Below are 26,212 nucleotides of genomic sequence, written 5' to 3' on the forward strand. Positions count from 1 at the left end.
GCCTGGACTTGCACTCATTCGTGCTGCACAAACGCGGGGTCCTGGGGTTCCGTCGCTTCGACGATGGTCACTGCTCTCGGCGCTGGCGGGTATTCGGTCCAGTACAAACTACTGTTGGGTTGACGGGTAAGGCTTTTACCCACTTCCGTTTTGTCAGCACGCAGTAGTCGGTAGGTGTAGCTGATCAAGTACACGGCGACGGCTTTATAGGCGCCCAGCGTGCACCAGACGGTGGAGCTTTTTGTGGTGCTCCAACCTTGGGTGATGGCATTGCTTTGACTGATGCTGGAACCGACTTTGACGCTGGTCTTGAAGTAGCCGGCAAAGGTCGCTTCTGCCGATGCCTCTGCGGTCTTGGTATCTGTGTCGGTTTGCGTGGCGCTGGTGGACGTGCTGGATTGGAACGTCCAACTGTAGCGTTGAATGTCACCTGTGTTGTTATAAGCATGGCGTACCAGCTTATAGGTTTCAGTGGTTACCAACTGGTACTGGGGCGATTGAAGGAACTGTTGGTCCGCCGTCAAACCCGGGTCGGAGATGACAAACCAGGGCAGCAAGGTTGTATACGTCGCAGTGTCGGAGGTCAGTGTCGTGGGTTGCGCATAGTTGTGCAGTACGGGGGCGTGCGACGGTTCGGCGGGGGGCTCAATGGACAGGTGAGTACGAAGGGCATAGGTGGGCGTTACGGGTGACGGCGCTTGGTATTGGTCGTGACCGATGAAGGTGCCGGTGCTGAAAAACACTTCTGCTGGCATGGGTGGCGGCGGCGAAATGCTCCAGGCCGAGAAGTTCGTGCCTGAGTGGGTACCCCTGTCGTTCCAGACCTCCTGACTGATGCGGGCTTCAATGACCAGATCTGCGCGGATGCACTTGACCGTTCCGATGTCCGGTGCGCGCAGTGAGTTGCTGCAGACCAACCCCATGCACACGTACCCGGGCGGTGGCTGCGGGCGCCAGATGGACAGGGTGAGCTCGGGTCTTTGTATCTCCCATACCCAGGTAAAACCGGTCGGTGGTTTGAGCGCTGTACCTGTCGAGCCCTGTGCGTCCGCGACGATCGGCACCACTTTCAGGCCATGGATATCAGTAAAGTTGGGCTCCAGTACATCGCCGAGTATCGAATATTCGGCAAGTGCCGGCGTAACTCGGGGGCGATAGAGCGTGAAGGCGGCGTCACCGAAGTGCTCGTATTCGCCGGTACGGTTGTTGCCGTAATAGGTGAAGTTAGAGGTGAAGTTAATAAGCAGGTCTTTGTATCGGATCGATTCCACGGTGGGAACTCCTTCAAGGTTGAGGTGCTGAAACACCCTGAAGATTTGACTGCTGAAACGACCTGGTAGAGCGGTACATAGCTGTCCCAGGCCATTTAGCTGAACGCTGCCGTGAAATCGGTCAACCCGGGTTTTTCGGTGCTTTCAGAAACGGCATCGGGAACGCCTTGGCATACCTTCAACACCTGCTCATCGGCAAACCGCGTGCCCACCACATGCAAGCTGCAGGATTGCAATGCGATCAATGTGGGAGCTGGCTTGCCTGCGAAAGCGGTGTGTCAGAGGCCAATGGGCTAACTGAACCCGCGCTATCGCAGGCAAGCCAGCTCCCACCGTTGTGGGTATTTCAGGTCGGGCTTCTCGGTGTGTGCAAGTGCTCTGTGGGGAATGCCTGTGCATACGCGCGACACACCCTCAACACCTGCTCATCGGCAAACCGCGCGCCCACCACATGCAAGCCCACCGGCAAGCCATTTGCCGCCAACCCACAGGGCACTGACGCCGCCGGTTGCTGGGTGAGGTTGAACGGGTAGGTGAATGGCGTCCATTGCATCCACTCCGTCATCCCCGAGCCCGGCGGTACGTTGTGCCCGGCTTCGAACGCGGTGATCGGCATCATCGGCGACACCAGCACATCGTAATGCTCATGGAACGCTGCCATCCGTGCAACCAGCGCCGCTCGCGCTTCCAGGGCCGTGTTGAAATCGTCCAGGCTCACGCGTTCGCCCCGCTGTGCAATGCGTAGCAGCCCGGGGTCGAGTTGTTGCTTTTGCGCCTCGCTCATCGCGCCGGTCAGGCGAGCGGCACCGGCGGCCCACAAGGTGCTGAAGACATCCAGCGGGTCGCTGAAGCCAGGGTCGATTTGTTCGACATGGGCGCCCAGTTGCACCAGGCCCTGCACCGCCTGCTCCACCACCTGGGCGACCTGGGGGGCGACTTTCACATAGCCGAACGTGGGGCTATAGGCGACACGCAACCCTTTCAAGTCCGTCCCTGGAGCGAGCCAGGGCGTAGTCCGCGGCGCGCCGATCAAGCCATCCCGCGCATCCGGTCGCGCCACGGCTTGCAGCATCAGCACGCTGTCTTCCACGGTGCGCGTCATCGGCCCCAGGTGCGACAGGATCGTCATGGAGCTGGCCGGCCATTGCGGTACATAGCCGAAAGTCGGCTTGATCCCGAAGGTGCCGGTAAACGCACAGGGAATGCGGATCGAGCCACCGGCGTCGCTGCCCTGGTGCAGCACGCCCAGGTTCAACGCCGCCGCCGCAGCGGCGCCGCCAGACGAACCGCCGGCGGTGGTGCGCGTATCCCATGGGTTGCGGGTGATGCCGTACAGCGGGTTGTCGGTGACGCCTTTCCAGCCGAATTCCGGGGTGGTGGTCTTGCCCAGCAGCACCGCGCCGGCCTTGCGCATGAAGGCCGAGAAGGGCGCGTCTACGTCCCACGGGCCCTCGGCGGATGAGGTGCGCGAGCCTTTGCGCGTGGGCATACCGACTGTCAACGTCAGGTCCTTGATCGACGCCGGCACGCCATCCAGCGCGCCGCAGGGTTCACCTTTCAACCAGCGTTGTTCCGACGCTCGCGCAGCGTCCAGTGCGCCTTGCGGGTCGACATGGCAGTAGGCATTCACCACCGGGTTATAGCGCTCGATGCGCAGCAAAGCGTCTTCGGTGACCTCTACGGGTGACAAGCTCTTTTCGCGAAAATGCTGCAACAGTTGCACCGCTGTCAGTTGGCCAATCTCGCTCATGCCACATCCCCCTGGGCCGCATTGACCATGGCGCGCAGCAACACCGCGCAACCCGCTGCCAGGTCATCCGGCGCGGCGTTTTCGATTTCGTTATGGCTGATACCGCCCTCGCACGGCACAAAGATCATCCCGGCCGGGCCCAGTTCAGCGACGAAGATCGCGTCATGCCCGGCGCCGCTGACAATGTCCATATGGCTCAAGCCCAATGCCTGGGCAGCCTCGCGCACGGCATTGACGCAGGTCGGGTGGAAGTCCAGCGGCGGGAAGTCGGCGGTGGGCGTCAGTTCAAACGTCAAGCCGTGGCGGGCGGCCGAGTCCTGGATCACGCTGCGCACTTGATCGACCATGGCTTGCAGCTTGTCGGCGTGCAGGTGACGCAGGTCAATGGTCATGTGCACCTGGCCGGGGATCACGTTGCGCGAGCCAGGGTGCAGGCTCAGGCAGCCGACGGTGCCGCAGGCGTGAGGCTGATGCTGATGGGCGATACGGTTGACCGCGCTGACCACCTCGGCAGCGCCCACCAGGGCATCCTTGCGCAGGTGCATGGGCGTCGGGCCCGCATGCGCCTCCACGCCAGTGAGGGTCAGGTCGAACCATTTCTGGCCCAGGCAGCCCATCACCACGCCCAGGGTAATGGCCTGGTCTTCCAGCACCGGGCCTTGCTCGATGTGCGCTTCGAAATACGCGCCTACCGGATGGCCCAGCACCGCACGGTCACCGGCATAGCCGATGCGCTGCAGTTCGCTGCCTACCGACAGGCCCTGGTCGTCGCGCTTGTCGAGGGTCTCCTGCAGGTCGAACTTCCCGGCAAACACCCCGGAGCCCATCATGCACGGCGGGAAGCGTGAGCCTTCTTCGTTGGTCCACACCACCACTTCGATGGGCGCCTGGGTTTCGATTTGCAGGTCATTGAGTGTGCGGATCACTTCCAGCCCGGCCATCACCCCGTAGCAACCGTCGAACTTGCCGCCGGTGGGCTGGGTGTCGATATGGCTGCCGGTCATGACCGGGGGCAGGGCGGGGTTGCGCCCAGGGCGCCGGGCGAAAATATTGCCGATGGCATCCACACTGACGCTGCACCCGGCGGCTTCGCACCACTGCACAAACAGGTCGCGGGCCTGGCGGTCCAGGTCGGTGAGGGCCAGGCGACACACGCCGCCCTTGGCCGTGGCGCCGAGCTGGGCCAGGTCCATCAGTGACTGCCACAAGCGGTCGCGGTTGATCAGCGGGGCATTGCTCTGGAGCGGTTGCGCAAGACTATTCATCAGGAATCTCCACTCAGGCACTCAAGGCCAGGTAACGGTTTTTGATGGTCGGGTCGGCGCGGAAGTCAGCGGCGCTGCCTTCGTACACCACGCGGCCCTGTTCGAGCACGTAATGGCGGTCGGCGAGCTTGTCGCAGACCATCAGGTTCTGTTCCACCAGCAACACCGGCAGGCCCTCGTCCTTGACCTTGCGCAGGATCTTCACCAGCTCGTCAACGATCACCGGGGCCAGGCCTTCAGTGGGTTCGTCGAGGATCAGCAGCTTGGGGTCGTTCAGCAGGGCGCGGGCGATGGCGAGCATTTGCTGTTCGCCGCCGGACAACGCATGGCCGGCGTTTTTGCGCCGCTCCTTGAGGCGCGGGAACATGGCGTAGACGTCTTCCAACTGCCAGCGGCTGTTCTTGCGGGCGGCGATGCGCAGGTTTTCCTCAACGGTCAGCAGACGGAAAATCCCACGGTTCTCCGGCACCAGCGCCAAGCCCTGGCGTGCGATTTCAAAGATTTTCTGCCCCACCAGCGCCTGGCCGTTGAAGTGAATCTGGCCCTGGCGCGGGCAAATGATGCCCAGGATGCTGCGCAAAGTGGTGGTCTTGCCGGCACCATTGCGACCCAGCAGGGTCACCAGTTCGCCAGGGTTGACGGTCAATGACACGCCTTCCAGCACATGGCTTTTGTCGTAGTAGGAATGGATATTCTCGACGATCAGCATCAGGCAGCCTCCCCAAGATAGGCCGTGCGCACACGTTCATCGGCGCGCACGAACGCCGGCGTGCCTTCCACCAGGATCTGCCCATGGCTCATCACCGTGATGCGTTGGCTGATGGACATGACGATGCTCATGTTGTGTTCGATCAACAGCACCGTGTGGTCGCGGCCAAGGTCGCTGATCAGTTGGGTCATGATCGGAATATCGTCGATGCCCATGCCCGAGGTGGGCTCGTCGAGCATCAACAGTTTGGGTTTGGAGCAGATCGACATGCCCACCTCCAGCACCCGTTGCTGGCCGTGGGACAACTCACCGGCCAGGGTGTCGGCGCGGGCCGTGAGTTGCAGGCGTTCCAGCACCTGGTCGGCCATCTCCAGGTGCTCGCGCTGGCTGTCTACCCGACGCCAGAAATTCAGGGCGCGGGCACCGTCGCGGCCCTGGGCGGCCAGGCGCAGGTTCTCGCGCACGCTGAGGTTCTGGAACAGGCTGGTGAGTTGGAACGAGCGCGCCATGCCCAGGCCGACGCGGCCGTGGGCGGGCTTGCGCATCAGGTTCTTGCCGTCGAAATGGATCGCCCCGGCGGTGGCCTGGCGCTCACCCGTGAGGCAGTGGAACAGGCTGGTCTTGCCGGCACCGTTGGGGCCGATGATGGTGTGGATGGTGCCGGCTTCAACCTTGAGGTTGACGCCATTGACCGCATGGAACGCGCCGTAGGCCAGCTCCAGGTTTTGGGTTTCCAGCAGGATACTCATAGCCCGTCCTCCTTGGCGACGACTGCGGTTTTGCGCGTGCCGCGCAGCTTTTCGAACAGCGATGCCAAGCCGCCCCACAAACCGCCGCGCATGAAGATCACCACCAGGATCAGGATCACCCCCAGCAGCATCAGCCAGCGTGGCCACAGGTCGGAAAGGAAGTCGCCCAGCAGCACGATGGAACCGGCGCCCAGCAGTGAGCCGAACAGCGAGCCGGTGCCGCCGACGATGGTCATGATCAGGATGTTCTCGGACATCGCCAGGTCGATATTCGACAGCGGCACAAAGTGCAACAGCATGGCGTACAGCGCCCCGGCTATCCCGGTGACCGCGCCCGACAGCACGAACACCAGGATCTTGAAGTGACGCGTGTCGTAGCCGATGGCCGAGGCGCGGGTTTCATTCTCGCGGATCGCCATCAGCGTGCTGCCAAACGGCGAGGCGATCACCCGGCGTGCGCCGATGAAAATCAGCAGGAACAGCACCGCGACAAAACCGTAGAAGGCGCGGGCATCGGCCAGGGACAGCAGCACGGTGTCACCCACACGAATTTCCGGACGTGGCACGCTGAGCAGGCCGTTGTCGCCACCTGTCCAGTCGCTCAAGGTGTAGGCGACGAAGTAGGCCATCTGGCTGAACGCCAACGTGAGCATCACGAAGTAAATGCCCGTGCGCCGAATCGCCAGGGCGCCCACCAGCAAAGCCAGCACGCCACCGGCCAGCGCCGCGCCCAGCAACGCGGTGAACAGGCCCAGTTGCAGGTGGATCATCAACAGCGCCGCACAATAAGCACCGGCACCAAAGAAGATGCCTTGGCCGAAGGACAGCAGCCCGGTGTAGCCCAGCAGCAGGTTGCAGGCCAGGGCGGCCATGGCAAAAATCAGGATCTCGGTGGCCAGGGTCGCCGAGGGCAACACCAATGGCAGGCCGATCAGCACGGCCAACACCCACAGCAACATGGCTCTGGATTGGGTCTTGGCAAACGGCAGGGGGTTTTTCTCGCTCATGTCAGGCTCTCCCGAACAGGCCGTAGGGGCGCACCAGGATCACCACGGCCATGGCGCCGTAGATCATCAGGCTCGCACCCTGGGGCCAGAGTGTGGTCATCAGGCTTTGCACCACGCCCACCAGCAAACCGCCGACCAGCGCACCGCTGAACGAGCCCATGCCGCCGATCACCACCACCACGAAGGCGATGCCGAGAATCTCCGGCCCGACGAAGGGCTGGGCGCCGCGCAAGGGCGCGAACAACACCCCGGCGACACCGGCCAGGGCGACGCCGAGGGCGAAGGTCATGGAGAACAGGCGGAAAATATTGGTGCCCAGCAGCGAGACGGTTTCGGTGCTTTCACTGCCGGCGCGCACCAGGGCACCGAAGCGCGTGCGCTCCAGCAGCAGCCACAGGCCCAAGCCCACCAGCCCGGAAAACACGATGAGGAACAGGCGGTAGTACGGATAGACAAAATCACCCACCACCAGCACGCCACGCAACAGTTCCGGCACGGCGACGCTTTTGCCCACCGGGCCCCAGATCATCACGCTGGCTTCCTGGATGATCAGAGCGATTCCCAAGGTCACCAGAATCTGGAACATATGCGGCAAGTGGTAGATACGCTGGATCAACAAGCGCTCAATCACCCAGGCCAACGCAGCCACCACCAACGGCGCGATCAGCAACGCCAGCCAGAAACTGCCGGTGAGGCTCACCGCGGTGTAGCAGATGTAGGCGCCGAGCAGGAAGAACGCGCCGTGGGCGAAGTTGACGAAGTTGAGCAGGCCGAAAATGATCGTCAGCCCCACCGCGATCAGGAAGTAGATCATCCCCAACCCGAGGCCGTTGAGGATCTGGAACAGGTACAGATTAAGCATGCAGGCACCCTCCGCAGGCGGCCGCTTGCGCGGCCCTGCGCGACAATAGTTAAGCGGTCAGCCGAGTGTGCAGCCCGTCGCCTCGACTGCGGGGAACGACTGGCCAGCGCTGAGCACTTTGGCCAGGTCGTCCTTGTCGGCCATGTCGCCGCTGGCCTTGCCGATCAGCAGGTAGTAATCCTTGATCACCTGGTGGTCGCCGGCGCGGATCGACTCTTTACCGGTCGGGCCTTCGTAGCTCAAGCCTTGCAGGGCCTTGGCTACGGTCGGGCCGTCGAAGCTGCCGGTGGCGATGATGGTGTCGAGCATGACTTTGGTGCTGATGTAGTCGGCGGCCAGCGGGTAGGTGGGGTTGATGCCGTATTTGGCCTGGGTCAGCTTGACCAGCTCACGATTGAGCGGGGTGTCGACCTGGTGCCAGTACTGCGCGCCCAGGTACACGCCTTCGAGCACATCGCTGCCCAGTTCCTGGAACTGATCCAGGCCGGCAGACCACACCAGCAATACCTTCATGCGCTCCTTGATGCCAAAGTTCACGGCCTGGCGCAGGGTGTTGGACGATTGGCTGCCAAAGTTGAGCAGCACCAGCACATCGGGCTTGGTGGAAATGGCGTTGGTCAGGTAGCCGGAGAATTCCTGTTCCTGCAGCGAGTGGTAGCTGTTGCCCACGTGTTCCAGGCCATGTTCCTTCAACACGTTTTTGGCGCCTTCGAGCAAGGCTTCGCCGAACACGTATTGCGGGGTGATGGTGTACCAGCGCTTGGCGTCCGGCAGCAACTTGATCAGCGGCACCATGGTTTCGCGGATCGCGCCGTAGGTGGGCACCGACCAGCGGAAGGTCGCCTTGTTGCAGTCCTTGCCTGTGACTTCATCGGCGCCCACCGGGGTCATGAACACGCCGCCGACTTTGTCCACTTCCTTGGCCACCGCCAGGGCGGAAGACGACAGCGTGCACCCCTGGAAGAACCGTGCGCCGTCCTGCGCGATGGCCTCTTGCACCTTGCGCACCGCCTTGCCGGCGTTGCCTTCGGTGTCGATGACCTTGTAGTTCAGCGGGCGGCCGAGCAAGTCGGGGTGTTGTTGCACCGCCAGGCGTGAACCCATGTCGGCAAATTTGCCATAGCTGGCAAAGGCGCCAGACATGGACTTGAGGCCGTAAAAGGTAAAGGGCTCGGCGGCGAATGCCGAACGCACGCTCAGCGGAAGGCTGAGGGCGGCGGCCGCGGTGAGGCTGGCTTTCAATAACGTACGACGCTGCATGGGGTGACTCCCTGGTTTAGTTATTGGCAGGAGCGGCAAGGGCGATACGGTGGAGCAAGGGCCTGTGGGCAGGCTTGTTATTGGATGTGGGAGCTGGCTTGCCTGCGATGCCGGCGCCTCGGTGTCACAGGGGGGCCGAGTCGATGCTATCGCAGGCAAGCCAGCTCCCACATTGATCGGGTTCCCACATTGGATTGTTGGTGTGTTTAAGAGTGGTCGAACTCCAAGAGGAAATGCGGGCTGACCTGGCCTTCCAGCGCGGTCATATGGTGTTCGGCATCGCACATGTGTTCATGCATCAAGCTGCGCACCGCGCTTTCATCCCCGGCGCGAAAGGCGATCAGCAGTTGCCTGTGATAGTCGAGGTTGGCCGCGTCGAACTGCTTGCGCTTGGGCTTGTAGGCCTTTTTCAGCACCACCAGGTCGCGCAGCAAGTCATTGAGAAACTGCGCCATGAAGCTCAGCAGCGGGTTGGGGCAGGCCCGGGCCAGCAGGTTGTGGAACTCCAGTTCCGCCAGGCGCTGTTCGCGCTGGCCGGCTTCGCTGTCTTCGGGGGCGCTGCAAAAATCCACGTTGGCTTGCAGGGCCAGGTAATCGTCTTCGCTCAAACGCCCGAGCACTGACACTGCCAGTTCCACTTCGATGACCTTGCGCATTTGGTAGACCTGCTCGCCGTCCAGGTGCTGGAAGTGCAGGTAATTGCGCAAGGCGCGGCTGGCAGGTTCAGTGCCGGCCTGGTTCAAGTAGGCCCCGCCGCTGGGGCCGGTGCGCGTGCTCACCAAGCCTTCGACCTCCAACGCTTTGAGCGCTTCGCGCGCCGAGCCCTTGGAGCACTGGAAGCTTTCCATCAGCTCGCGCTCGGTGGGCAGGCGGTCGCCGGGCTTCAAGGCGTCGGTGACGATCGAGCGCTTGACCGACTCGACAATCACATCGGAAAGCTTCTGGCGTTTGCGGCGTAACTGGCGACTCAGCATGGCGGTGATTTATCGTATTAATGCGGATAAATAGCACTTAATAACGATTGGGCAGGTGCGTCAACGCAAGGGGTCGTTTTCGGTGAATAGGGGTCGTAAATGTGCAGGTTATTCCCAGGCGCCCGAGTCCAGGCAGCGTGCGGACGCCGGCGGCTGTTTGCCATAAGCGAGGAAATCGCCTAGCCAGCGGCTCACACAACCGTCAGCGCCTGCGTGTGCCGACTCCTTGAGCAAGAGCTGCTCGACACCGGCGGCGAGCGCTTCGCCAGGTTCGGTATTGATCAGCACCATGCGCCCGACGCGCTCGGGAAACAGCGTGCCATAGCGGCTGCCCAGGCGGGGGGCCGCGGCGTTGCCCAGGGAGTTGAGGCGCGCCCCGCCCAGTTGCCCGCGCACGTACTCCCTGTCCCGCGCGGCCTGTTCCACGGCATTGCCCTGGCGCAGGTCGCGGGTGCTCAGCTCTATCACGTCGTAGCGGTCGACCAGGGTGCGATAGGCGGTGGTGGCAAGCGACTCCCAGCGGCTGGCCAAGTGAAGGACGAAAGGGGCGTCTTTGACCCGCTGGGGGTCGCCGGCCTGGATAAACACCACGCCTTCACGGTTGAGCGGCTGCCGTGCGCCTACCCGTGTCACGCTCAGACGAATACGGCCACGCTGGGGGGCGGCATGGTCGCGGGGCACGCTGACCAGGCCGCATTGGGTACGGCCAACCACTTCGGGGTCCAGGCGCGCTGTTGCAGTGAGTGGGCAGTCCAGCAACCAGTCGATCGCGGTGGGGGCGATCAAGGGCTCGGCCAACGCCAGGTTTGGTATCAGCCAAAAGCCGATGCAGACCAGACCGTTTACAAAAGCGCTGGGTTTCATCATGAGGTCCCGGGCATCCGTGTGATAACGGCTTTTTTACCAAGGACCTTGGGGTGGAAAATGTAAGGTGAAGAAACAGCTCGTGTATGAAATATGAGTTTCGTTTATCAGATATCGGTGTTCCAGCCACCGCCCAATGCCTTGTACAGGGCGATGCTGGCTTGCAGGCGCGACAGGCGCAGTAGCACGTTCTGGTCCTGGGCGTCGTACAGGGTGCGCTGGGTTTGCAGTACCGTGAGCAGGTCTTCGGCGCCGGCTTCATAGCGGCTTTGGGCAATCTGGAAGGCGGTCTGCGCCTGTTGCAGCTCCTCGGCCTGCCACTGGCGTTGCTGGTCCAGGCGGGTGATGCTGCTGAGGGCTTTTTCCACATCGGCAAAGCCGTTGATGATCGCCCCACGGTAGGTTTGCAGCAGTTCATCCTGGCGTGCCCGAGCCTTGTCGCGCTCGGCGCTCAGCCGGCCATTGTTGAAGATCGGCGCCATCAGGCCCGAGGTCAGGGTGTAGAAGGGACTGCGCAGGATGTCTTCGGCCTTGGACGCGCCCGAACCGAGGGTCGCACCCAGTGTCACCGTCGGCAGCATGGCCGCACGGGCCACCGTGACGTCGGCACTGGCGGCCGCCAACTGGGCCTCGGCCTGGGCGAGGTCGGGGCGCCGGCTCAATAACTGGCTGGGCACGCCGGGCCCGATACTTGGCCAGGTCAGTGCCTGAAAGGGTTCTGTGCCTAGCTCCAGGGCTTGCACAGGCTGGCCGAGCAGGGCAGCGAGGGTGATCTGCGATTCTTCGGCCGATTGCTCGATCAGCGGCAGTTGCCGTTGCTGACCGGCCACCAGGCTTTTCTGTTGTGCCAGTTCCAGAGCCGTGGCGGAACCTGCGTCGTAGCGGGTCTGCACCAGGTTCAGCACATTGCGCGCATTCGCCAGGTTGAGCTCGGCAATCTGCAGGCGCTGGCGTGCGGCCAGGGTTTGCGCGTAGCGGTCGGCGACGTTGCTGAGCAGGGTCAGTTCCACGTTGGCCTGATCGTACTCACTGGCCTGCAGGCTATGCACTGCACTGTCACGCGCAGCGGCGCGGCCACCCCAGAAGTCGATTTCGTAGCTGGCCGTGAGGTTGGCGGCGTAGTTGTTGACGGTCTTATTGCTCTCAGTGGCGTCCAGGTCCGAGTTGCCGCTGCCCCGCAACAGTCTTTGACGGCTGGCGGCGAGGTTGAACTTCAGCTCCGGCAGCAACGGTGCGCCGGCAATCACTGCTGTGGCCTGGGCCTGACGGACACGCGCCATGGCGGCCGCCACGTCGAAACTGTCACGACGGGCCTGGTCGATCAGGCGGTTCAACGCCGGGCTGCCAAACTGCGTCCACCAGCGCTGGTTGATGGCTTGGGTCGCTTCGCGCTCGGCATAGTGCCAGGCGGCGGGCGCGGGGAGGCCGCTGTCGATGACCGGCGGGTTAGCGCCGCAGGCCGTGAGCAACAGGCACAGGCTGAGCGCTGACAACGGCGGGGTGATGGATCGTTTATTCACTGGTCAACGCCTTAACCGGATCGAGCCGGGCAGCTTTACGGGCCGGCATAAAGCCGAATACGACGCCGGTGACCAGCGCACAACCAAACGCACCGAGCACCGCCACCAGGGAAAACTGCACCGCCACTTCGGCCAGCACCAGCACACCGCCCACCAGCAATGCCAGGGCAATACCGAACAGGCCACCGACCACCGAGAGCATTACCGCCTCGGTAAGGAACTGGCGCAGGATGTCGCGCTGGCGTGCGCCGGTGGCCATGCGGATGCCGATTTCACGGGTGCGTTCGCGCACGGTCATCAACATGATATTCATCACGCCGATGCCGCCCACCAGCAGGGAAATCGCCGCAATCGAGCCGAGCATCAGCGACAGGGTGTTCTGGGTTCGTGCTTCGGCCTGAATCATCGCGGCATTGTTGGTCAGCTCGTAGTCGCGCTTGCCGTTGTGCAGCTTCAGCATCAACTGGTCGATGGCGCGTTCGGCTTCATGCACCTTGCGCGCATCGGTGGTGGCAATCGCCACGTATTCGGGGTTGTAGCTGCCGAACAGGCGGACACTGGCGGCGCTGTAGGGAATGGCGACACGGTCGTCACTGTCCTTGTTGCCGGAGCTGGAACCTTTTTCCGCGAGCACGCCGACCACCTGGAAGGGCACGTTCTCGATCAGGATGTACTGGCCGATAGGGTTGGCCACGCCCTTGAACAATTTTTGGCGGATGCGCGCGCCGATCACAGCGACCGTGGCAGCGGCGCGTTCGTCGGCCTCGGTGAAGTAGCTGCCCTCGACCACCGGCCAGTTGAAGATCTCGGGGAAGTTGGTGTCGTTGCCCCCCACGTAAGCCATATAGTCGACGTTGCCGAAGCGCACACCCGCGTCGGTGCCGTTGACCGGCATGATGCGCTTGACCTGAGGCAGCGTCGCCAGGGCGGCGACATCGTTGAGGGACACGATACCCAGCGGCGTACGCGGGTTGGGCGAAGACCCGCTGAGGTAAATGATATTGGAGCCGAACGCGCCCATCTGCGCCATGACCTGGCGCTTGCTGCCTTCGCCCACCGCCAGCATCACCACCACCGACGCGACGCCGATGATAATGCCCAACAGCGTCAGCGCCGTGCGGAAACGGTTGATCCACATCACCCGCCAAGCGGCTTGTACCGCATCCAGCAATTCAGCTTTCCAGGCACCATTGTGCTCGGCACCGTCGGCCAGGCGTTGGCGCAGGTCCACGGCGTGCAAGGCGCCGGCCGCCACGCTGGGTGTGGCCGCACGGGTGTCAGCCGAATCGCTGATGATCTGGCCGTCGCGAATCTCGATGATGCGGTTGGCCCGCGCCGCCACTTCACGGTCGTGGGTAATCAGGATGACCACATGGCCCTGGCTCGCCAGTTCGTCGAGCAAGGCCATGACCTCGGCACCGCTGTGGCTATCGAGGGCGCCGGTGGGTTCGTCGGCGAGGATGATATGGCCGCCGTTCATCAGGGCGCGGGCGATGGACACCCGTTGCTGTTGCCCACCGGACAATTGGTGCGGCCGATTGCCGGTGCGCTCGGCCAGGCCCAGGCGGGTGAGCAGGGCGCTGGCGCGGGCATGACGTTCGGCGGCGCTGACGCCGGCATAGATCGCCGGCATCTCGACGTTTTCCTGGGCAGAGCCTGACGGAATCAAGTGGTAGCCCTGGAACACAAAACCGAAGGCTTCGCGGCGTAGCCAGGCCAATTCGTCGCTACCCAGGTGGGCGACGTTTTCCCCGGCGAACAGGTAATCACCCTCGGTGGGGCGGTCGAGGCAGCCGAGGATGTTCATCAGCGTCGACTTGCCCGAGCCCGACGCGCCGACAATGGCGACGAACTCGCCGGCATGGATCGACAGGTCAATGCCGCGCAACACATCGACCTGCGGGCTGTCGCCGCCGCCGTAGGATTTGCGGATGCCTTTGAGTTCAATCAGGGGCGTGGTCAAGTCAGCCCCCATTGCTATCAGCCGGGCCGATCAACAGGTGGTCGCCCTCGTTCAGCCCCCCGAGCACTTCGACGCGCAGGCGGTCGCTGATGCCCAGGCGCACTTCGCGGTCTTCGATGGCACCGTTTTTGGCCACCACCCGGGCGATTTGCGCTGCGGAGCCGGGCACGCTTTGCAAGGCGGCGACGGGTACGGTGAGGGCGTCCTTGACCTGGCTGGCGACGAAAAAGACCTGGGTGGTCATCTCGGCCATCAGCGCGTTGTCGGCGTTGTCTACGTCCAGCAGCACCGTGTACAGCACCACTCGGCCTGTGCCGCTCTTGCTGGTGCTGCTCGGGCTGCCGTTGCCCTGGGTTTCGTTCAAGGGTTTGGGCGGGATCGGCAGGATCTGGCGCACGGTGCTGGTCCAGCGCCGGCTGCCACCGCTCAGGGTGGTGAAATACGCGCTCATGCCGGGTTTGACATGGCCGATGTCGGCTTCGGAGACCTCCGCCCACACCGTCATGGGCGACAGCTTGGCGATGCGCAGGATCAGCGGGGTTTGCTGTTGCGCGTTGAGGGTCTGGCCGACGCGCGCGTCCACGGCCACCACGGTGCCGGTCATCGGCGCGTAGATGCGCGTGTAGCCCAACTCGGCTTCATCGCTGCGCAGGCTGGCCTGGGCCTGGCGGATCTGTGCCTGGAACATCTCGACCCGCGCCTGGGTCGCGCGCAGTTCTGCCTTGGCGGTCTGCACGTCTTCTTCGCGGGTGGCGTTGCCGGCACTCAGGCGCTGCTGGCGCTGGTACTTCTGACGGGCCAGTGCGTGCTGGGCTTTCTGCTCCTGCAACTGGGCCTGCAGGTTTTCGATGGCATAGCGGCTGGCGTCGAGCTTGGCTTTTTGCGTGGCGGGGTCGATCTCCACCAGCAATTGGCCTTCCTGGACCTGGTCACCGGCCTCGACGTGGATCTTGCGGATCTGCCCGGAGGCCTGGGCGCCGACGTCCACGTAGCGCCGCGGTTGCAGGGTGCCCAGGGCGGTGACGCTGTTTTCGATGTCGGCGCGGGTCACAGTAACGGTGGCCAGGGCGTCGCGACCCGGCGTCAGGCCCTGCCAGGTGGCAAACGCAACGATGGGAATCAGGCACGCCACCACAAGCAGGGCGCGTCGGGCAGGTCGAGGGCGTTTCATGGGTAGCTTCCAGCCAGGAAAGTTCGGGGCGCAGTCGCGCAGAGCTGACAGGTAAACGAGGAAAATGCTCCGGAATTTAGGCTGTTACATAAGTAGTTACAGCTCAGCTGGAGAAAAAAATCGACCGCTGATGAGAGAGTTCTTTAAAAGTAGATGAGAATTACTATAAATTGCACACACTCAAACTGCCATCATCGGTGATGGCAAAACCGTCAATGATTGCGAGCGCATCCAGGTAAGGGGATGCGCTTTTGGGTTTTTCGCGAGCAAGCTCGCTCCTACAGCGGGGCAAGCGTTGTTTGTACCAAGGCCGTGGGGCCAGGAGTCATGTTGGAAAACTACTATCGCGAGCTGGTGTGTTTCCTCAACGCCAAGCTGGGCAACCGTCAGGTGGCCGAAGATGTGGTGCATGACGCTTATGTGCGGGTGCTCGAGCGCGCAAGCGACACCCCGATCGAACAACCCCGCGCCTTCCTGTACCGCACCGCCTTGAACCTGGTGATCGACGGCCATCGGCGCAATGCCGTGCGCCAGGCCGAGCCCCTGGAGGTGCTGGACAGCGAAGAGCGCTTCGCCGCCTGTTCACCCCACGCCAGCCATGACCAGGGCCAGCGCCTGGAGATGCTCGAACGCGCCCTGGCCGAGTTGCCGGCGGCCTGTCGCGACAGTTTCCTGTTGCGCAAACTCGAAGGCCTGTCCCACCTGCAAATCGCTGAACGCCTGAACATTTCCCGCAGCCTGGTGGAAAAACACATCGTCAATGCGATGAAGCACTGCCGGGTGCGCATGCGCGAGTGGGAAGCGCACTGATCACTGGTTAGTTAAATTTTATTTCACTGTCCTCGTTTCCTATCAACACACGGCCTGTTGTTCAGGCCATGAAGGTATTCCCGCCCCACCGCCATGGGGCTTATCCAGAGGACACTGGAATGACACAGGCAATTGCTTCGCCCGCGGTTCATGACCTGATCGGGATCGGTTTCGGCCCTTCGAACCTGGCGCTGGCCATCGCCCTGCAGGAGCGTGAAAAGGCCCAGGGCAAGCTGGACGTGCTGTTTCTCGACAAACAAGCCGACTACCGCTGGCACGGCAATACCCTGGTGACCCAGAGCGAACTGCAGATTTCCTTCCTCAAGGACTTGGTGACCCTGCGCAACCCCACCAGCCCGTACTCCTTCGTCAACTACCTCAAGGCCCACGACCGCCTGGTGGACTTCATCAACCTGGGCACCTTCTATCCCTGCCGCATGGAGTACAACGACTACCTGCGCTGGGTGGCGGGGCAGTTCCAGGCCCAGGCCAACTACGGTGAAGAAGTGCTGGCCATCGAGCCGATCCTGCATCAGCAACAGGTCGAGGCGCTGCGCGTGATCTCCCGTGATGCCCAGGGCGAGCAGCATGTGCGCACCACCCGTTCGGTGGTGGTCAGTGCCGGTGGTACGCCGCGCATCCCCGAGGCATTCAAGACGCTCAAGGGCGATAGCCGGGTGTTTCACCATTCCCAGTACCTGGAGCGCATGGCCAACCAGCCGTGCGTAGACGGCAAGCCGATGCGCATCGCCGTGATCGGCGGTGGCCAGAGCGCAGCCGAAGCTTTTATCGACCTCAATGACAGTTTCCCGTCGGTGCAGGTCGACATGATCCTGCGCGGCTCGGCGCTCAAGCCGGCCGACGATAGCCCGTTCGTCAACGAAGTGTTCTCGCCGGCCTTTACTGACCTGGTGTTCCAGCAAGTCGGTGCCGAGCGTGAGCGTTTGGTCGCCGAGTACCAGAACACCAACTACTCGGTGGTGGACCTGGACCTGATCGAGCGTATCTACGGAATTTTCTACCGCCAGAAAGTCTCCGGCATCGCCCGCCAGGCGTTCCGCACGCTGACCGTGGTGGAGAAAGCCCCCCCTGGCCCGCTGGGCATCGAATTGGCCCTGCGAAATACCGCCACTGACGAAACCAGCCTCAACCATTACGACGCGGTAATTCTGGCCACCGGCTACGAGCGCCAGATGCACCGGGAACTGTTGGCGCCGCTGGAGGCCTACATGGGCGACTTTGAGGTGGCCCGCGACTACCGCATCGTCACCGACGAGCGCTGCAAAGCTGGCATTTACATCCAGGGCTTCAGCCAGGCCAGCCATGGCTTGAGCGATACCTTGCTGTCGGTGCTGCCGATTCGGGCCGATGAGATTGCGGCGTCGTTGTATGCGCTGGACCATCACCGCGGCAAGGCGCGTTCGGTGCAGGATCTGCTCCTGGCAACCGCCAGCTGACCTGCCTCTCTGTAGGAGCGAGCTTGCTCGCGAAGAGCGTCAACGATAACGCGCCCTCTCTGGATTAACGCGGCGCTCTTGCGTTCTTCGCGAGCAAGCTCGCTCCTACAGACGGCACTTGTGACAAAGTGTGGCTATTGGTACTGTACAAAAAACCAGTATCGGTAGCCCTCCATGCAGTTGATCGAAAAACTCAGCATCCTCGCCGACGCCGCCAAGTACGACGCGTCCTGCGCCAGCAGTGGCGCGCCCAAGCGCAGTTCCGAGGGCAAGGCGGGGCTGGGTTCCACCAATGGCATGGGCATCTGCCACAGCTACACGCCTGATGGCCGTTGTGTGTCATTGCTCAAGGTGTTGCTCACCAACTTCTGCCTCTACGACTGCCAATACTGCGTCAACCGCCGCTCTAGCGACGTGCCCCGTGCGCGCTTCAGCCCGGAGGAGGTGGTCACCCTGACGCTGGATTTCTACAAGCGCAATTGCGTCAGCGGGCTGTTCCTCAGTTCCGGCATCATCCGTTCGTCGGACTACACCATGGAGCAACTGGTACGGGTCGCCAAGTTGCTGCGCGAAGAGCATGACTTTCGCGGTTATATCCACCTCAAGACCATCCCCGATGCCGACCCGGCCCTGATCGCCGAGGCTGGCCGTTATGCCGATCGCCTCAGCGTGAATATCGAACTGCCCACCGACGCCAGCCTGCAAACCCTGGCGCCCGAGAAGCAGATCGGCTCGATCAAGCAGGCCATGCAGACCATCTACACCGGCGAACAGACGGTGCTCAACGAACCCCGCGCGCCACGTTTCGCCCCGGCCGGGCAGAGCACGCAGATGATCGTCGGCGCCGACGACACCGACGACAGCACCATCCTGCACGGTGCCGAGGCGTTGTACGGTAATTTCAAGCTGCGCCGTGTGTATTACTCGGCGTTCAGCCCCATCCCCAACAGCCCGAAAAGCGTACCCTTGGCCGCGCCGCCGCTGATGCGCGAGCACCGCTTGTACCAGGCCGATTTCCTGTTGCGCAGCTACGGTTTCAGCGCCAATGAGCTGTTCGCCGGCCCCGGTGACCTGGCACTGGATATCGACCCCAAGCTGGCCTGGGCCCTGGAGCATCGCGAGGTGTTCCCCCTGGACTTGAACCGCGCCGAGCCGACCCTGATCGCACGTATCCCCGGCATCGGCCTGCGCACCACCCAGCGGCTGGTCGACCTGCGCCGTGAACGCAAGATCCGCTTCGAAGACCTGGCGCGCATGCGTTGCGTGCTGGCCAAGGCCAAGCCGTTTTTCATCACCAGCGACTACCACCCGCAACAGGCCGACAGCACCAGTGTGTTGCTGCGCGAACAACTGCGTGACCGTCCGCAGCCGCAACAGATGGGGCTGTGGGGATGATCAGCCTGGAGTGCGACAACCTTTTCAGCACTTGGCGCGAACAGGCACGCTGGTTGCTCAGCCATCAGGTCGACCCCAGCCAGGTCAGCTGGGGCGAGGTGCAGGCGGCGGACCTATTTGCTACCGATGAACCTATCCCACCAGGGATGGGGCCGTTTCAGGCGCGCATACCCAAGGCGTTGTTGCAATTGCTGGAGTCCGCTGCCTGTTATCACGGTGATCAGCGCTGGAGCCTGCTGTATGAAGTGCTGTGGCGGGTCAGCCACGGTGATCGCACGGCCATGCTCGCGGGGGACAAGCTTGGCAGCGAATTGCAGCGGCGCATCAAGCAAGTCAGCCGGGAAGCCCACCACTTGCACGCGTTTGTGCGCTTCATCGCGCTGCCGGTCGAGGCCGGGTCGGCACTGCCGGAGTACGTGGCCTGGCATGAGCCGGCCCATGACATTCTCAAGAGCGCCAGCGAGCATTTCATCGGGCGCATGGGCCGCCATCGCTGGATGATCGCCACGCCCCTGGACGGGGTGTATTACGACGGCGAGCAACTGATTCATCAGCGCCAGTGCCCCGAGGCCTGGCAGCAACTGGCACAGAATGTCGAAGATCCCCACAGCGCCATGTGGCTGACCTACTACAGCCACATCTTCAACCCGGCGCGGCTGAACCCCAAAGTGATGGAAGGGCATTTGCCCAGCCGCTTCTGGAAGAATTTGCCCGAGGGCAAGTTGATCCCGGGGTTGATCAGCGAGGCGCGTACGGGCAAGCAGAAGGATGGGCAGGCGAAGCTGGTGGGGGCCAAGCCAGGCAAAAGAATTGCAAACCCGGTCAATGTGGGAGCTGGCTTGCCTGCGATAGCGGTCGACCAGTCAGATGTGGGGTGACTGATGCACCGCTATCGCAGGCAAGCCAGCTCCCACATTTGCTTTTCGCAGCCTGGGGGAGTGGGTATCAGGCCAGTTCGGTCGCAGTGTTCTTCACTACTGCCAACTCCGGATGCGCCACTAACTTATCAATGTGCAACTCGTCATTGTTCAACCAGATCTCCGTCAGCACTCGGTAATGTTCCATATCCCGGCAGCGCATGCGCAGGCTGTAGTCGAACGGCCCGCTGATCAGCTGGCATTCGAACACCTGCGGGCAGGCTTTTACGCAGGCTTCGAAGGCCTTTTGCGCCGAGCGCCCGCTTTGGTTGGACAAGGCCACCAGCACCAGCAGTGACAGCCCCGGTGAGACCATCTGCACATCGATGATCGCCCCATACCCACGGATCACCCCGCGTCGCTCCAGCTTGCGCACCCGTTCCAGGCAGGGCCTGGGGGTGAGGTGCACCAGTGACGAGAGCTTTTCGTAGGTGATACGCCCCTGATGCCTGAGTACGTCGATGATCGCTTCGTCGATGCGATCCAGCGTAGGGGAAGAATGGGGTCCGTTGGCCTTGGTATCCATGAGTTCACTTCAAACGGTTGGAAAGAAATTGCTGCAAGCGTTCGCTGGTGGGATGGTCGAGGATCTCGGCGCCGCCGTGTTCTTCGACTCGGCCCTGGTGCAGGAACAGCACTTGGCTGGACACCTGGCGGGCAAAGCCCATTTCGTGGGTGACCATCAGCATGGTACGACCTTCCTCGGCCAACGTCTGTATGACTTTGAGGACTTCTCCTACAAGTTCCGGGTCCAGGGCCGAGGTGGGTTCATCAAACAGGATAATCTCCGGTTCCATTGCCAGCGCGCGCGCAATGGCCACGCGCTGCTGCTGGCCACCGGACAGGAACGCCGGGTACTGGTCCGCCACGCGGCTCGGCAGGCCGACCTTGTTCAGGTACAGCCGCGCACGCTTCTCGGCTTCGGCGGCGCTCACGTTCAGCACCCGGCGCGGGGCCATGGTGATGTTTTCCAGCACGGTCATGTGGCTCCACAGGTTGAAGTGCTGGAACACCATGGCCAGGCGCGTGCGCAGGTTTTGCAGTTGCGCCTGGTGCGGCGCACGGGTGCCGGCGCGGCCTGGTTGCATTTCGATGCTGATGCCGTCCAGGGTGATCACCCCGGCGTCAGGCTGTTCCAGAAAGTTGATGCACCGCAGCATCGTGCTTTTGCCCGAGCCGCTGGCGCCGATCAAGCTGATCACATCGCCCTGGCGTGCGTTGAGGGACACGCCCTTGAGCACCTCGTGTTCGCCGTAGCGTTTATGGATACCTTCGACTTGCAGCTTGATGGCCGCCGTGGCGGTTTTGCCGACGGGTACATCCATTGGATAAGCGGCCAGGGCCTGCGCGGACTGATTCATGGGTTAGCCTCGGGTAGGAACAAGAAAGCGCATCCAGCGACGTTCGGCCAGCCTGAACAGGCCCACCAGTGCAAAGGACAGCAGCATGTAGAGCAGGGCGGCGATGCCGAAAGCCTGGAAGGTCAGGAACGTCTCGGCGTTGGCATCGCGGGCGACCTTGAGGATGTCGGCGACGGTGGCGGTGAACGCCAGCGACGTGGCGTGCAGCATCAGGATCATTTCATTGCTGTAGGCCGGCAGGGCGCGACGCAACGCGGCGGGCACGATCACAAACAGGTTCAGCCGCCAGCCGTGCAGGCCATAGGCGCGTGCCGCTTCGATCTCACCATGGGGAATGTTGCGGATTGCCCCAGCGAAAATTTCTACGGTGTAGGCGCAGGTGTTGAGCACAAACGCCAACAGCGTGCAGTTCAGCGCATTGCGGAAAAACTGGTTGAGCAGGGCGTTGTCCTGCACCACCTCCAGGCTGTACAGCCCGGTGTAGCAAATCAGCAGTTGGATATACAGCGGCGTGCCACGGAACAGGTAGGTGTAGACCTCCACCGGCCAGCGCAGCCAGAAATGCTCTGAGACGCGTGCCAGCGCCAGGGGGATCGACAGGCCAAAGCCGAGCACCACCGAGATAATGAACAGCCACAAGGTCATGGCAACACCGGACAGGCCGCTGCCATCGCTGAATAGGTAGGCCAGGCCGTATTGCTGGAACAGTTCGATCATCGCGCCATCCCCTTGATGCCCAGGTTATAGCGCCGTTCCAGGCGCTTGAAGATGCGATTGGAGAGGGTGGTAATCACCAGATACACCAGGCCTGCGAGGATCAGGAAGTACAGCGGCTCGCTGGTGGACTTGCCGGCGTTCTGCGCGGCCTTGACCAGGTCTGACAGGCCGATGATCGACACCAGCGCCGTGGACTTGAGCAGCACCAGCCAGTTATTGCCAAGGCCCGGCAGGGCAAAGCGCATCAGTTGCGGGAACAGCACCAGGTGAAAGCGCTGCCAGCGGCTCAGGCCGTAGGCGGTGGCGGCTTCCAGTTGGCCCGCCGGCACACTGAGGATCGCGCCCCGGAAGTTTTCGGTGAAATACGCGCCGTAGATAAAGCCCAGGGTGATCACCCCAGCGGTAAACGGGTCGATTTCAACGTAGTCCCAGCCGAACGCTTCAGTCAGGTCGTTGAGCCACAGTTGCAGGCTGTAAAAGATCAGCAGGATCAGCACCAGGTCCGGCACGCTACGAATCAACGTGGTGTAAAGCGTGGCCGGCACGCGCAACCATTTGGCGCTGGAGAGTTTGGCGCCGGCGGCGACCAGGCCCAGGGTAAGGCTCAGGGCCAGGGCGAGGAACGCCAGCTTGAGCGTCATCCAGGCACCCTGGGCCAGCATGGGGCCGTAGCCTTGCAGGTTGAGGAGGTCGTTCATGGGGAAGATCTCGAAGGAGTGCACGGATTTACTGTGGGAGCTGGCTTGTTGTGGCGAGGGAGCTTGCTCCCGTTCGACAGCGCAGCTGGAGCCGGCTTTTTGGGGGCGCTTCGCACCCCAGCGGGAGCAAGCTCCCTCGCCACAACAAGCCCGCTCCCACAGGGGCACGGGTTGCCGGTTACTCGTTGTAGATGTCCTGATCGCCAAAGTATTTCTTCTGGATCTGGGCGTAGGTGCCATCGGCCTGGACGGCGGCGATGCCCTTGTTGATCAGCTCACGCAATGCCTGGTCGTTCTTGCGCAGGCCCCTGGCGATGTCCAGCGGCAGGGTCGGGGCCTTGAAGGCCGGGCCGGGCTTGAAGTCGGCGCCTTCGGGTTTGGACAGGAAGTTGAGCTGGGCTTCGAGCTTGTCCGTCAGGGTGGCGTCGAGGCGGCCGTTCTGCAGGTCGGCGTAGTTCTGTTCCTGGGACTGGTACGCCTTGATCTGTGCACCGAGCTTGGCCAGGTGCGCGCGAGCATAGGCTTCCTGCAACGAGCCTTGCAGCACGCCAACGTGCTTGCCGTTCAGCGACTCGGGGGTGTCACCGAAGGTGGCGTTTTTGCGGGTGATCACCGAGGTGGGGCTGAGGAACAGGCGGTCGGTGAAGTCGATAACTTTCTCGCGGGCCGGGGTCACGGCCATGGAGGACATGATCGCGTCGAACTTGCGCGCACGCAGGGCCGGGATCATGCCGTCGAATTCGTTGTGCACCCAGGTGCATTTCACTTCGAGCTTGGCGCAGATGGCGTTGCCCAATTCGATATCGAAGCCTTGCAGGCTGCCATCGGCGGCGACAGATTCGAAGGGCGGGTATTCGGGGAACACGCCAAACCGGATTTCTTTCCAGTCCTGGGCGTGGGCGGCAGTGGCGCACAGTGGCAACAGCAACGCAGCGAAGAGTGATCGCAGAGGAGTCATGTGTCGGTCCCTATATTTTGTAATTGATGTCAGGGGCAGTGAATAACTGGGAGCAGAGAATGCTTCATGATGGTGCGTTTTTTGTGTCGTTTACCCGGTGTGCAAAGCGCAAATTGCGCTGTTAAAACGAGCAATGCAGCGGAAACGGCTGTGACACCGGCAAAATCGGCTTTCAAACCGTGAAAATCTGGCCTGCCCTGGGCGAAAAGCGGCAGGCCAGAGCGGTTTCAGGCGCGCTTTTTGTGCTGTACAACCGGTTGCTGGGCCAGGCGCGCAAACAGGTCTTTCGGGTCGGCCAGGTCTGGCACCAGCTCCAGCTCACTGCCCACTTCCAACGCCTTGGCCACGTCCAGTACATAGCGCAGGGCCGAGTAGTCTTCGATGGCGAAACCCACCGAGTCGAACAGGGTAATTTGGCGGTCATTTTCGCGGCCCGGCTGTTGGCCGTTGATCACTTGCCACAGCTCGGTGACCGGCGAATCTTCCGGCATATGCTGGATTTCGCCTTCGATGCGGCTTTGCGGTTCGTACTCGACGATCACCCGGGCGCGCTCGACGATGCGGCGGTCCAGCTCGGTCTTGCCCGGGCAGTCACCGCCCACGGCATTGAGGTGCATGCCTGGCTCGATCATCTCGTCAGTCAGGATGGTGGCGTAGGCTTTGTCCGCAGTCACAGTGGTGACAATGTCCGCGCCTTTGACCGCCTCGGCGACGCTGGCGGCCAGGATCACCTTGATCGCCGGGAACGCCTTGAGGTTGGCGGCGAGCTTGGCGGTGGCCTGGGGGTCGATGTCGAACAGGCGGATTTCAGTAATGCCAAGCATGGCGTGGAAGGCCAGTGCCTGGAATTCGCTCTGGCAGCCGTTGCCGATCAGCGCCATGCTGCGGCTGTTGGCGCGGGCCAGGTAGCGGGCGACCAGGGCCGAGGTGGCGGCGGTGCGGATGGCGGTGGTGAGGGTCATTTCCGCCAGCAGCACCGGCTTGCCGGTGTCGACGTCGCCCAAGGCACCGAACGCCATCACGGTGAGCATGCCGGCGAGGGTGTTTTTCGGGTGGCCGTTGACGTACTTGAAGGCGTACAGCGAGGCGTCGGACACCGGCATCAGCTCGATCACGCCATCCGGTGAATGGTTGGCCAGGCGCGCGCATTTTTCGAAATCCTGCCAGCGCAGGTAGTCAGCGCGAATGTAGTCGGCCATCTCGGTGATGCAGGTTTGCAGGCCTTTTTGCGAAACCAGGTAGCTGAGGTCGTTGACGTCGATATAACGGGTCATGGCAAGACTCCTTATTGAAATGAGGGACGGGCCGGCAGATGCACTTCGGCCAGCATGCAGCGGGCACTGCCGCCGCCGATGCGTTCGATGTTGTCGATATTCACCACCACCGGCCGCGTATGGCGCTCCACATGCTGACGCTGCGTCGGATGCAGGGCACCCCAGGCACTGGCGGACATCACCAGCAACGGCTGGCCGTCCCGGTCGTGGACTTCCAGCATGTTGCCGGCGAAGGCTTCCAGCTGGTCGAAGTCGAGGCTGAGGATGTCCTTGCCGGTGTCACGCAGAGAGCGTTCCAGGGCCAGACGCTCTCTGTCGTCGGGCAGGGCCTGCAGGCACACTACCGCGAGGTCGCGGCCCACGCTCATCATCACGTTACTGTGGTAGATGGGGGCCTGGTGACGGTCCAGGGCATGGAACACACAGAGTTGGTAGTCGAGGCGTTCGGCAAACTGGCGCAGGGCCGCGTGGTGGGTGCGCCCCGAATGGCAGGCGTAGCTGATGCGGTGCTGGCGGTCGAGCACCATGCTGCCGGTGCCTTCCAGGAAGATGTTCTGTTGTTCCAGGTGGCTGAGGTCGATGGTGGCGCTGATCGCAAAACGTTGCTCCAAGACTTGCAGCACGCCCTTGTTGCGCTCCAGTCGGCGGTTCTGGCCTTCCATGGGGTAGAGCACCAGGCTGCCGTCGGCATGGCTGCTCCACCAGTTGTTGGGGAAGATCGAGTCGGGCGTGTGGGGCGCCGGCGTGTCCTGCACCACCAGTACCTCCACGCCGTGCTGGCGCAAGGTCTCGACATAACCGTCGAACTCCTCCAGCGCTTTGTGCTGTGCACTGAGCGGGTCCAGCGGCGGGCGTTGGAAACGGTTGTTGATCGCGGTATCCGGGTTGAAGGCAAAGCGCGCCGGGCGGATCATCAGGACGGTGTTGGTGGTTTGCATGGGGGCACGGGTCCATGGGGGGATCTTGTAGCGCTATTTTGTGCGTTGTGCGGGGAGGATCCCGGCTGAAACAGTAGGGCGGCTCAGCCGGGAAAGCTGAAAAGGGGAGTGACGCAGCCGAATCAGCTGCTAGGTTGAAATGCAATCAAACTGTGGGAGCTGGCTTGGCTGCGGTCGGGGGGGGGGAGTCCCCTTCAATTGGCTGGGCCACCGCTATTCCACGGACAGCAGCCTCCCCCTTTGGACTGCTGGTATTTGTATTGTTTGGTCCGCCCGCAGGAACCACGTCTCCTGTGCGTCCACTTGCCGACGCTTACACTGT

The 26,212-nt window shown here is 62.5% G+C and carries 24 protein-coding genes; 4 read left to right on the plus strand and 20 right to left on the minus strand.

The features are described from left to right. Positions 1-14: 14 nt before the first annotated feature. The 13 genes from CER19_RS20740 to CER19_RS20800 form a co-directional block, all read right to left on the minus strand. A complete protein-coding gene (locus CER19_RS20740; RefSeq protein ID WP_165861654.1) occupies positions 15-1,271 on the minus strand; it encodes a Vps62-related protein in 1,257 nt (418 codons plus the stop codon). Positions 1,272-1,617: 346 nt separating this feature from the next. Then, positions 1,618-3,021, minus strand: coding sequence for an amidase (locus CER19_RS20745; protein ID WP_116667800.1), 1,404 nt, complete (start codon positions 3,019-3,021; stop codon positions 1,618-1,620). After that, on the minus strand, positions 3,018-4,286 hold the full coding sequence (locus CER19_RS20750; RefSeq protein ID WP_116667801.1) for a Zn-dependent hydrolase: 1,269 nt from the start codon (positions 4,284-4,286) through the stop codon (positions 3,018-3,020). Before CER19_RS20750 ends, CER19_RS20745 begins: the two co-directional genes overlap by 4 nt. Before the next feature lie 13 nt (positions 4,287-4,299). Further along, positions 4,300-4,995 (minus strand): ABC transporter ATP-binding protein, encoded by a 696-nt coding sequence (locus CER19_RS20755; RefSeq protein WP_116667802.1) that lies wholly within the window; start codon positions 4,993-4,995, stop codon positions 4,300-4,302. Beyond that, entirely contained in the window at positions 4,995-5,744 is a 750-nt protein-coding gene (locus tag CER19_RS20760; protein WP_116667803.1) for an ABC transporter ATP-binding protein, read from the minus strand. The genes CER19_RS20755 and CER19_RS20760 overlap by 1 nt, the downstream gene beginning before the upstream one ends. Then, on the minus strand, positions 5,741-6,751 hold the full coding sequence (locus tag CER19_RS20765; RefSeq protein WP_116667804.1) for a branched-chain amino acid ABC transporter permease: 1,011 nt from the start codon (positions 6,749-6,751) through the stop codon (positions 5,741-5,743). Before CER19_RS20765 ends, CER19_RS20760 begins: the two co-directional genes overlap by 4 nt. A 1-nt stretch (position 6,752) precedes the next feature. Beyond that, positions 6,753-7,613, minus strand: a complete 861-nt coding sequence (locus tag CER19_RS20770) for a branched-chain amino acid ABC transporter permease (protein WP_020301305.1) — start codon at positions 7,611-7,613, stop codon at positions 6,753-6,755. A gap of 57 nt (positions 7,614-7,670) precedes the next feature. Beyond that, positions 7,671-8,873 carry an ABC transporter substrate-binding protein gene (locus CER19_RS20775; protein WP_116667805.1) on the minus strand — a complete coding sequence of 401 codons (1,203 nt, stop codon included), beginning with the start codon at positions 8,871-8,873 and terminating at the stop codon, positions 7,671-7,673. A gap of 206 nt (positions 8,874-9,079) precedes the next feature. Continuing rightward, entirely contained in the window at positions 9,080-9,847 is a 768-nt protein-coding gene (locus tag CER19_RS20780; RefSeq protein WP_116667806.1) for a FadR/GntR family transcriptional regulator, read from the minus strand. 108 nt (positions 9,848-9,955) lie between these two features. Continuing rightward, positions 9,956-10,711, minus strand: coding sequence for an alpha/beta hydrolase (locus CER19_RS20785; RefSeq protein WP_116667816.1), 756 nt, complete (start codon positions 10,709-10,711; stop codon positions 9,956-9,958). 107 nt (positions 10,712-10,818) lie between these two features. Beyond that, a complete protein-coding gene (locus tag CER19_RS20790; RefSeq protein ID WP_116667807.1) occupies positions 10,819-12,231 on the minus strand; it encodes an efflux transporter outer membrane subunit in 1,413 nt (470 codons plus the stop codon). Continuing rightward, positions 12,224-14,206 carry a MacB family efflux pump subunit gene (locus CER19_RS20795; protein ID WP_165861655.1) on the minus strand — a complete coding sequence of 661 codons (1,983 nt, stop codon included), beginning with the start codon at positions 14,204-14,206 and terminating at the stop codon, positions 12,224-12,226. Before CER19_RS20795 ends, CER19_RS20790 begins: the two co-directional genes overlap by 8 nt. Then, a complete protein-coding gene (locus tag CER19_RS20800) occupies positions 14,196-15,365 on the minus strand; it encodes an efflux RND transporter periplasmic adaptor subunit (protein ID WP_116667808.1) in 1,170 nt (389 codons plus the stop codon). The genes CER19_RS20795 and CER19_RS20800 overlap by 11 nt, the downstream gene beginning before the upstream one ends. Before the next feature lie 327 nt (positions 15,366-15,692). Between CER19_RS20800 and CER19_RS20805 the strand changes: the two genes are divergently transcribed. The 4 genes from CER19_RS20805 (at position 15,693) to CER19_RS20820 (ending at position 19,905) form a co-directional block, all read left to right on the plus strand. Then, entirely contained in the window at positions 15,693-16,175 is a 483-nt protein-coding gene (locus CER19_RS20805; protein ID WP_060763710.1) for a sigma-70 family RNA polymerase sigma factor, read from the plus strand. A 119-nt stretch (positions 16,176-16,294) separates the two neighbouring features. Then, on the plus strand, positions 16,295-17,632 hold the full coding sequence (locus CER19_RS20810) for a lysine N(6)-hydroxylase/L-ornithine N(5)-oxygenase family protein (RefSeq protein WP_116667809.1): 1,338 nt from the start codon (positions 16,295-16,297) through the stop codon (positions 17,630-17,632). A gap of 174 nt (positions 17,633-17,806) precedes the next feature. Then, positions 17,807-19,027 carry a putative DNA modification/repair radical SAM protein gene (locus CER19_RS20815; protein ID WP_014719028.1) on the plus strand — a complete coding sequence of 407 codons (1,221 nt, stop codon included), beginning with the start codon at positions 17,807-17,809 and terminating at the stop codon, positions 19,025-19,027. Next, positions 19,024-19,905, plus strand: a complete 882-nt coding sequence (locus tag CER19_RS20820) for a TIGR03915 family putative DNA repair protein (protein ID WP_116667810.1) — start codon at positions 19,024-19,026, stop codon at positions 19,903-19,905. The genes CER19_RS20815 and CER19_RS20820 overlap by 4 nt, the downstream gene beginning before the upstream one ends. Before the next feature lie 67 nt (positions 19,906-19,972). Here CER19_RS20820 and CER19_RS20825 read toward each other — a convergent pair whose 3' ends face one another. The 7 genes from CER19_RS20825 to ctlX all read right to left on the minus strand — a co-directional run bounded on the left by CER19_RS20825 (position 19,973) and on the right by ctlX (position 25,890). Continuing rightward, positions 19,973-20,470: an Lrp/AsnC family transcriptional regulator gene (locus tag CER19_RS20825; protein WP_116667811.1), complete on the minus strand. Its 498-nt coding sequence runs from the start codon at positions 20,468-20,470 to the stop codon at positions 19,973-19,975. A 4-nt stretch (positions 20,471-20,474) separates the two neighbouring features. Beyond that, positions 20,475-21,305: an ABC transporter ATP-binding protein gene (locus CER19_RS20830; RefSeq protein WP_305955562.1), complete on the minus strand. Its 831-nt coding sequence runs from the start codon at positions 21,303-21,305 to the stop codon at positions 20,475-20,477. A gap of 3 nt (positions 21,306-21,308) precedes the next feature. Continuing rightward, a complete protein-coding gene (locus tag CER19_RS20835) occupies positions 21,309-22,022 on the minus strand; it encodes an ABC transporter permease (protein WP_014719024.1) in 714 nt (237 codons plus the stop codon). Further along, entirely contained in the window at positions 22,019-22,720 is a 702-nt protein-coding gene (locus CER19_RS20840; RefSeq protein WP_014719023.1) for an ABC transporter permease, read from the minus strand. The genes CER19_RS20835 and CER19_RS20840 overlap by 4 nt, the downstream gene beginning before the upstream one ends. 178 nt (positions 22,721-22,898) lie before the next feature. Then, positions 22,899-23,678, minus strand: coding sequence for an ABC transporter substrate-binding protein (locus CER19_RS20845; protein ID WP_116667812.1), 780 nt, complete (start codon positions 23,676-23,678; stop codon positions 22,899-22,901). A 227-nt stretch (positions 23,679-23,905) separates the two neighbouring features. Beyond that, positions 23,906-24,952, minus strand: coding sequence for an ornithine cyclodeaminase (locus CER19_RS20850; RefSeq protein ID WP_116667813.1), 1,047 nt, complete (start codon positions 24,950-24,952; stop codon positions 23,906-23,908). Between the two features lie 11 nt (positions 24,953-24,963). After that, positions 24,964-25,890, minus strand: a complete 927-nt coding sequence (gene ctlX, locus CER19_RS20855) for a citrulline utilization hydrolase CtlX (RefSeq protein ID WP_116667814.1) — start codon at positions 25,888-25,890, stop codon at positions 24,964-24,966. Positions 25,891-26,212 lie beyond the last annotated feature (322 nt).

The organism is Pseudomonas sp. GL93, from assembly GCF_003408955.1.
Lineage (GTDB): Bacteria > Pseudomonadota > Gammaproteobacteria > Pseudomonadales > Pseudomonadaceae > Aquipseudomonas > Aquipseudomonas paracarnis.

Coding starts and splice junctions, on each gene's coding strand:
- CER19_RS20835 (WP_014719024.1), bottom strand. CDS start 22,022: ATGATCGAACTGTTCCAGCAATACGGCCTGGCCTACCTATTCAGCGAT.
- CER19_RS20830 (WP_305955562.1), bottom strand. CDS start 21,305: ATGAATCAGTCCGCGCAGGCCCTGGCCGCTTATCCAATGGATGTACCC.
- CER19_RS20785 (WP_116667816.1), bottom strand. CDS start 10,711: ATGAAACCCAGCGCTTTTGTAAACGGTCTGGTCTGCATCGGCTTTTGG.
- CER19_RS20750 (WP_116667801.1), bottom strand. CDS start 4,286: ATGAATAGTCTTGCGCAACCGCTCCAGAGCAATGCCCCGCTGATCAAC.
- CER19_RS20840 (WP_014719023.1), bottom strand. CDS start 22,720: ATGAACGACCTCCTCAACCTGCAAGGCTACGGCCCCATGCTGGCCCAG.
- ctlX (WP_116667814.1), bottom strand. CDS start 25,890: ATGCAAACCACCAACACCGTCCTGATGATCCGCCCGGCGCGCTTTGCC.
- CER19_RS20815 (WP_014719028.1), top strand. CDS start 17,807: ATGCAGTTGATCGAAAAACTCAGCATCCTCGCCGACGCCGCCAAGTAC.
- CER19_RS20770 (WP_020301305.1), bottom strand. CDS start 7,613: ATGCTTAATCTGTACCTGTTCCAGATCCTCAACGGCCTCGGGTTGGGG.
- CER19_RS20775 (WP_116667805.1), bottom strand. CDS start 8,873: ATGCAGCGTCGTACGTTATTGAAAGCCAGCCTCACCGCGGCCGCCGCC.
- CER19_RS20760 (WP_116667803.1), bottom strand. CDS start 5,744: ATGAGTATCCTGCTGGAAACCCAAAACCTGGAGCTGGCCTACGGCGCG.
- CER19_RS20820 (WP_116667810.1), top strand. CDS start 19,024: ATGATCAGCCTGGAGTGCGACAACCTTTTCAGCACTTGGCGCGAACAG.
- CER19_RS20845 (WP_116667812.1), bottom strand. CDS start 23,678: ATGACTCCTCTGCGATCACTCTTCGCTGCGTTGCTGTTGCCACTGTGC.
- CER19_RS20780 (WP_116667806.1), bottom strand. CDS start 9,847: ATGCTGAGTCGCCAGTTACGCCGCAAACGCCAGAAGCTTTCCGATGTG.
- CER19_RS20745 (WP_116667800.1), bottom strand. CDS start 3,021: ATGAGCGAGATTGGCCAACTGACAGCGGTGCAACTGTTGCAGCATTTT.
- CER19_RS20825 (WP_116667811.1), bottom strand. CDS start 20,470: ATGGATACCAAGGCCAACGGACCCCATTCTTCCCCTACGCTGGATCGC.
- CER19_RS20805 (WP_060763710.1), top strand. CDS start 15,693: ATGTTGGAAAACTACTATCGCGAGCTGGTGTGTTTCCTCAACGCCAAG.
- CER19_RS20755 (WP_116667802.1), bottom strand. CDS start 4,995: ATGCTGATCGTCGAGAATATCCATTCCTACTACGACAAAAGCCATGTG.
- CER19_RS20810 (WP_116667809.1), top strand. CDS start 16,295: ATGACACAGGCAATTGCTTCGCCCGCGGTTCATGACCTGATCGGGATC.
- CER19_RS20765 (WP_116667804.1), bottom strand. CDS start 6,751: ATGAGCGAGAAAAACCCCCTGCCGTTTGCCAAGACCCAATCCAGAGCC.
- CER19_RS20850 (WP_116667813.1), bottom strand. CDS start 24,952: ATGACCCGTTATATCGACGTCAACGACCTCAGCTACCTGGTTTCGCAA.
- CER19_RS20800 (WP_116667808.1), bottom strand. CDS start 15,365: ATGAAACGCCCTCGACCTGCCCGACGCGCCCTGCTTGTGGTGGCGTGC.
- CER19_RS20795 (WP_165861655.1), bottom strand. CDS start 14,206: ATGGGGGCTGACTTGACCACGCCCCTGATTGAACTCAAAGGCATCCGC.